This is a genomic window from Terrabacter sp. RAF57 (genome assembly GCF_052113925.1).
Classification (GTDB): Bacteria; Actinomycetota; Actinomycetes; order Actinomycetales; family Dermatophilaceae; genus Terrabacter.
Window position 1 is genome coordinate 1 of sequence record NZ_JBFRDT010000048.1, and the last position, 5373, is coordinate 5373.

Annotated in this window: 5 protein-coding genes; 4 read left to right on the plus strand and 1 reads right to left on the minus strand. The window is 65.9% G+C overall.

Annotated elements, in window-relative coordinates; translation table 11 throughout:
- Positions 1-201: 201 nt before the first annotated feature.
- Positions 202-906 (minus strand): hypothetical protein, encoded by a 705-nt coding sequence (locus AB4Y83_RS22580; protein WP_442298268.1) that lies wholly within the window; start codon positions 904-906, stop codon positions 202-204.
- 211 nt (positions 907-1117) lie between these two features.
- On the opposite strand from AB4Y83_RS22580, the gene AB4Y83_RS22585 reads away from it, so the two are divergent.
- The 4 genes from AB4Y83_RS22585 to istB all read left to right on the plus strand — a co-directional run bounded on the left by AB4Y83_RS22585 (position 1118) and on the right by istB (position 5308).
- Entirely contained in the window at positions 1118-1816 is a 699-nt protein-coding gene (locus tag AB4Y83_RS22585) for a hypothetical protein (RefSeq protein WP_442298269.1), read from the plus strand.
- 516 nt (positions 1817-2332) lie between these two features.
- Entirely contained in the window at positions 2333-3154 is an 822-nt protein-coding gene (locus AB4Y83_RS22590) for a hypothetical protein (protein WP_442298270.1), read from the plus strand.
- Between the two features lie 571 nt (positions 3155-3725).
- Entirely contained in the window at positions 3726-4505 is a 780-nt protein-coding gene (locus tag AB4Y83_RS22595; RefSeq protein ID WP_442298271.1) for a Mu transposase domain-containing protein, read from the plus strand.
- The gene (istB, locus tag AB4Y83_RS22600; protein ID WP_442277108.1) at positions 4505-5308 is read left to right on the plus strand and encodes an IS21-like element helper ATPase IstB; all 804 of its coding nucleotides are present in this window, start codon (positions 4505-4507) and stop codon (positions 5306-5308) included. The genes AB4Y83_RS22595 and istB overlap by 1 nt, the downstream gene beginning before the upstream one ends.
- Positions 5309-5373 lie beyond the last annotated feature (65 nt).

A 5373-nucleotide genomic window follows, 5' to 3' on the forward strand; every position in this document is an offset into this window, starting at 1 on the left:
CGCCTCGTCACGGTGACCGGCGGGCCGCAGACCGATAGAGAGCCACACCGGTGACGCTGGTGGGCAGCCGCAAAGAGAGCTGCCCGCCGATCACCTGAACCGAGTCTGGCCAGACACCGGCCCTGCCGACAATCGTCTAGTAGCCGCGAGCCGGGCCGCACACGTCACGGTGCATGATTGGGTGCCCTTGCCCCCACGCCGTCACTCAAGCAGCGTCGCGCGCTTCTTGGGCGGGCCGATCCTCACGTCCGACCGGCGCTTGACGCGGACGACGTCCTCCTCGATGTCGTGACGTACGTAAGCGATCTGTAGGGGCGGTCCCACTGATTCAACCTGCTTCTCCGTGAGGTCGTGCTTGCGAGAGCGCACGTGAGAGAAGTGGACTAAGTAGGCGTGTCGCACTTCGCTCGATCGGAGCTTCTCGATGTCACCAGTCAGGTGATCGTCGCCGTACCCGAGACCGAGCTCAATGGCGATTGGCGCTTGGATGACGCCCTTAGTGAACTGCTCGACGGAGACGACGCTCGCTAGCTGCGAGGGAGGCAGGATCGCGAGGTCGAAGTTGCCGCGGCGGGCGGGACGGCCATCCCGGGCCTTGCTGGCCCGCGGAATCGTTTCGGGCCACTCTTTATGAATGAGTCCGGTCTCATATCCTGTTGCCCCCAGAGGATGGGTCCCTTGGAGGGACGGAATCTCGGACAGAAGCATGAAGAGCTGCACGTGGAGCGAGTGCTCGACTCGATGCAGGAACGGCTGCCGGATATAGGAACGAACAAGATCGTCGATGGCCGCCTCCACTTGAGGTACGAGCTTCCGCACCCAAGGGTCATCGGCGGGTGGTAGCGGGACCGCCGGAGGTAGCGGTCGAGGAGCGACCGGCGCATCTCTGTCAGACTGATCTGCCATGTGGCGAGTGTGTCGGATCGCGACGTCCTCTGAGGCACGAAGCGTCGAACCGCCGCCAGTCGACCACCGGACGTCGTGCACTAACGCTCTAAACTCAACTCCCGGCATTCGCGCCCGGGCAACTAGTGGGCCATGCCTGCAGCCGATTCCTCCGCAACTGTGGGAGGCCGTTTGGCCTGGCAGGCGCGTGACCTTGGGACATGATGTGCCTGTGACCATGGCCCCCGGTGAAAGCGAATTTGAGACGGCGCCTACACAGAGCGGCCTCGCGACCAGAGATGCGGGAAAGGTGCGCCGTGAACTCGCGATGGCAATCGCGATTACTCTCGGCGAGTTCAGCAGTCAGTCACGGGAGATCGTCTTGCCCGAGGGCCCCAAGGAGCACGTGCTCGCCGCTGGCCTCGTCGGAGCGATCGGCTTTGAGCTTGTTCACGGCATTGTTCACCTAGCTGACGTGCGTAACGCCTACGCTGCGTCCGCGCTGGTTCGCCAACTCGTCGAGGCGGAGTACCTGGCGTGGGCGTTCTCGGAAGACGCTGATGAGGCGGTTGAGTGGATGACCTCAGATGCAAGAGCGCGACGGGCGCGCTGGCAACCTCGCCATCTGCGCTCACGGGCCGGCAAGCTCTTCCCCGCATCCGACTACTCAGATCACTGCGAACACGGCGGTCATCCCACGCCTAGCGGCAGCATCAAGATCCTCGACAACCGCCAATATGTCGTCGAAACTGCATTGGCGGACGCAGGAGTGCACGGCATCGCCGCCTGCCATTACCTCTTGGACGTTTTCGAAAAGCACGACCTTGGGCACCTGTTCGCAGAGGCGCACCATGCGATGGACGCCGTCCATGAGCAGTGGAAGGTCGTTGACCCGCTCGCCCGCTTGAGCCGCGAGCGTTGGCCCGTCTGACGGCGGCCCACTTCTGCGGGGCGCCCTGGACAAATCAGGGGCTGCTACCGTCCGCGCAACGCGATTCCTTGGAACCCGACACCTGTTTTGCGCATCAAGCTCCCGACTCGTCCTGCAAGTGTCCGCAGCGCGTCCTTTCGCCGCGAGCAGGCGGTCTGGCGGCGGCATGAGAAGCAAGCGCAAGGTCCTCGCGGCCGTCTACCGCCAGGCGCGATGTTGACCGTTCCGATCCGCGTTCGTTGCGGCACATCGAGCGGACGCTGCACGCGGGCTCCTTCCACCGCTGCCAGTGGTCGCTGGCCCAATAGGACCGATGCTTGGTTCACGCGGGCTCCTTCCACCGCTCACATGTCCTGGCGACACTGGTCCTGCGGGAAATCGCCTGCCTTCCCAGGCAGTTACGATCGTCGGCGTCGGCCTCTTTCAGGGAGCGGGAAGCATCATGAACCATTGGCAGCAACGAGCATCGTTCCTCGATACGCCATGACTCACTCGAGGCCGCGTCCCCTGAACTGGATGCTCGAGCGGGGCGCAGAGATCGCAGGCAACTCCTCGGCGGTCGCTGCCGGCGCGATGCTGGGCGGAGGTGAAGGCGCGGTTGCAGGCTTGGTGGGTGCGGCCCTTGCGCCAATGGTCACTCAGCTGTCCGAGTTCGGCATGCGAACCCTCGGCCGGCGAGAGGAAAGTCGGACGAGCGCGGTAATCATTTACGCCTGCGACGTGCTACGCGAGTTTGAGAAGCAAGGGTTTGGTGTGCGGGACGACGGATTCTTCGCGGCCACGGAGGACGACCGTTCGGACGGCGAAGAGATCGTCGAGGCGGTCATGAAGGCAGCTCAAGTTTCGTACGAGGAGCGGAAGCTTAGACATTTGGGAAACCTGTTGGGGTTGCTCGCTGTTGACGTTAGCCTCGACCGAGGGACCGCAAACTGGCTGATTCGGACGGCCGAGGAACTGAGCTGGACGCAGTATGTGCTGCTGGCGATGGTGCCGGCTCCAGATTCTGACGACGAGCCGCTGCCAAAGGGTGATATCCTCTCGAGCCTCTCGGATTGGAACTCCTGGACGGTCGAGCGTGAGTTGGCGGACCTCGGATACGGAAAGCGCGAACTAGTCCGATGGGGGCACCGTAGAACCGAGAACTTGTCGCTTCGTGTGCCTTTGGGTGACATGTCTTCCATGAGGTTGGCGCAGGGGGGCCTCCTGCTTCACAACGGGCTAGGCCTGGGCGACGTTTCTACATCCGAGCAAGACCGCATTCGCGGGCTGCTCATCCACGCGGCGCCCTCGAGTTCTGCGGACGGGCCTGAAGAGCCGCCGACGGATGGCGGTACATAGGAGCCGGGCATGACGACCGTGTGTCGACGTGGCCGGAGGCCTCTCACGGATGGCGAGGAGTACGACGAGTGCGGCTGCGGGCGGACGGCCCCCCGAACCACCGAGCCAGCGCAAAGTGCACGGTGCGTCTATCCGCCGCGTCGGACGCCGCGCTACGCGAAGTCCTTGTCCCGCACAGATGGCATGAGGTCGCAGAGCCTCCCTGATAGCCGCATGCCTGGCGGAGCTGGCGCCCCGCCAGGCATTCAGGCCTACTCCGAGTCCGCCCTCTCGGCCGGGGACCGATGCGCCTGTCGACGACGCTTGAAAACGAGGCCATAGCGACGGTCGAAAACGAGGCCACCCAGACAGATTGGATGGGTGATCTCAGTGGAGGATTGGGCTCTGATCCGGCGACTGGTTGCGGATGGTGTTCCGCAGCGTCAGGTCGCACGGGACTGACCGGTTGACGTGGTTGCCCGGGGACGCAGCGCAGTGCGACCTGTGGTTCCCGCCGCGGAAGATCCCGCTCGAGGACGGCACGACGAGGCTGCTGCCGGTGCTCGTGATGACGGCAGCGCACTCGCGGTTCATGCTCGGGCGGATGATTCCGACCCGGCACACCGCCGACCTGCTGCTGGGAATGTGGGAGCTGCTGCAGCAGCTCGGCCGGGTCCCGCGCCGGCTGATCTGGGACAACGAGAGCGGCATCGGCCGCGGGAAGCGGCACGCCGAGGGGGTCGGTGCGTTCACTGGCACCCTGGCCACCACGGTGCAGCGATTGAAGCCGTATGACCCGGAGTCCAAGGGCGTGGTCGAGCGTCGCAACGGCTACTACGAGACCTCTTTCATGCCCGGCAGGACTTTCGAGTCCCCGGCGGACTTCGACGCCCAGTTCACCGACTGGCTCACCATCGCCAACAGCCGCGTGGTGCGCACGATCCGGGCGCGTCCGGTCGACAGGGTCGATGCTGATCGGGCCGCGATGCTTCCGCTGCCACCGGTCCCGCCCGCGGTGGGCTGGGTCAACCGGGTCCGCCTTGGCCGCGACTACTACGTCCGCGTCGACAGCAACGACTACTCCGTCGACCCGACCGTGATCGGCAGGTTCGTCGACGTCACTGCGGACCTGTCTGGTGTCGAAGTCCGCCATGAAGGACGCGTGGTCGCCGCACACGATCGGGTGTGGGCACGCAGCCAGACGATCACCGACCCGGCCCACGTCGCGGCAGCGCGGACGCTGCGGGAACAGTTCCAGCAGCCCCGCCCCTCAGCCGACCCACACGAGGAGCTGGCGCGGGACCTGACCGACTACGACCGGGCCTTCGGCGTCATCGACGGCGGCGGCCGGGGCGGGGAGGACGTGGCGTGATGGCGACCGCGAAGAGCAAGACCGACGCGACCGAGGCGCTCAAGCAGCTGACCTATCTCGCGTCGGCGTTGAAGGCACCCCGGATCGCCGAAGCCGCCGCCAGGCTGGCCGACCATGCCCGCGACGCCGGCTGGACCCACGAGGAGTACCTCGCCGCGGTCCTGGACCGTGAGGTCGCCGCCCGCAACGCCTCCGGCGCCCAGCTCCGCATCCGGGCCGCCGGATTCGCGTCCCGCAAGACGATCGAGGAGTTCGACTGGGACGCCCACCCCGCCGCTCGGCAACAGATCGCCGCACTCGCCTCCGGCGGGTTCCTCACCGAGGCACGCAACGTCGTGCTGCTCGGGCCGCCCGGCACCGGCAAGACCCACCTCGCCACCGGCCTGGGCATCGCGGCCGCGCACCACGGCCACCGCGTCCTGTTCGCCACCGCCGTCGACTGGGTCACCCGCCTCAGCGAGGCCCACCGCGCCGGACGGCTCCCGCACGAGCTCGCCAGGCTGCGGCGCTACGGGCTGATCATCGTCGACGAGGTCGGCTACCTGCCCTTCGAGCAAGACGCCGCGAACCTCTTCTTCCAGCTCGTGTCGAGCCGCTACGAACACGCCTCGCTCATCCTGACCAGCAACCTGCCGTTCAGCGGCTGGGGCGGTGTCTTCGGTGACCAAGCCGTCGCGGCCGCCATGATCGACCGCATCGTCCACCACGCCGACGTCCTGACCCTAAAGGGCGCCAGCTACCGGCTACGCAACCGAGGAATCGACACCCTGCCCAGCATCAGAACCCAAGACCCGGCAGACTAGAACCGACAAACCGGTGGCCTCGTTTTCGACCGTCGGAACGGCCTCGTTTTCGAGCGGCGTCGACA

Bases quoted from the DNA above. Each gene is read 5' to 3' on its own strand.
- AB4Y83_RS22580 (WP_442298268.1), bottom strand. From the start codon at position 906: ATGGCAGATCAGTCTGACAGAGATGCGCCGGTCGCTCCTCGACCGCTA.
- istB (WP_442277108.1), top strand. From the start codon at position 4,505: ATGGCGACCGCGAAGAGCAAGACCGACGCGACCGAGGCGCTCAAGCAG.
- AB4Y83_RS22590 (WP_442298270.1), top strand. From the start codon at position 2,333: ATGCTCGAGCGGGGCGCAGAGATCGCAGGCAACTCCTCGGCGGTCGCT.
- AB4Y83_RS22595 (WP_442298271.1), top strand. From the start codon at position 3,726: ATGCTCGGGCGGATGATTCCGACCCGGCACACCGCCGACCTGCTGCTG.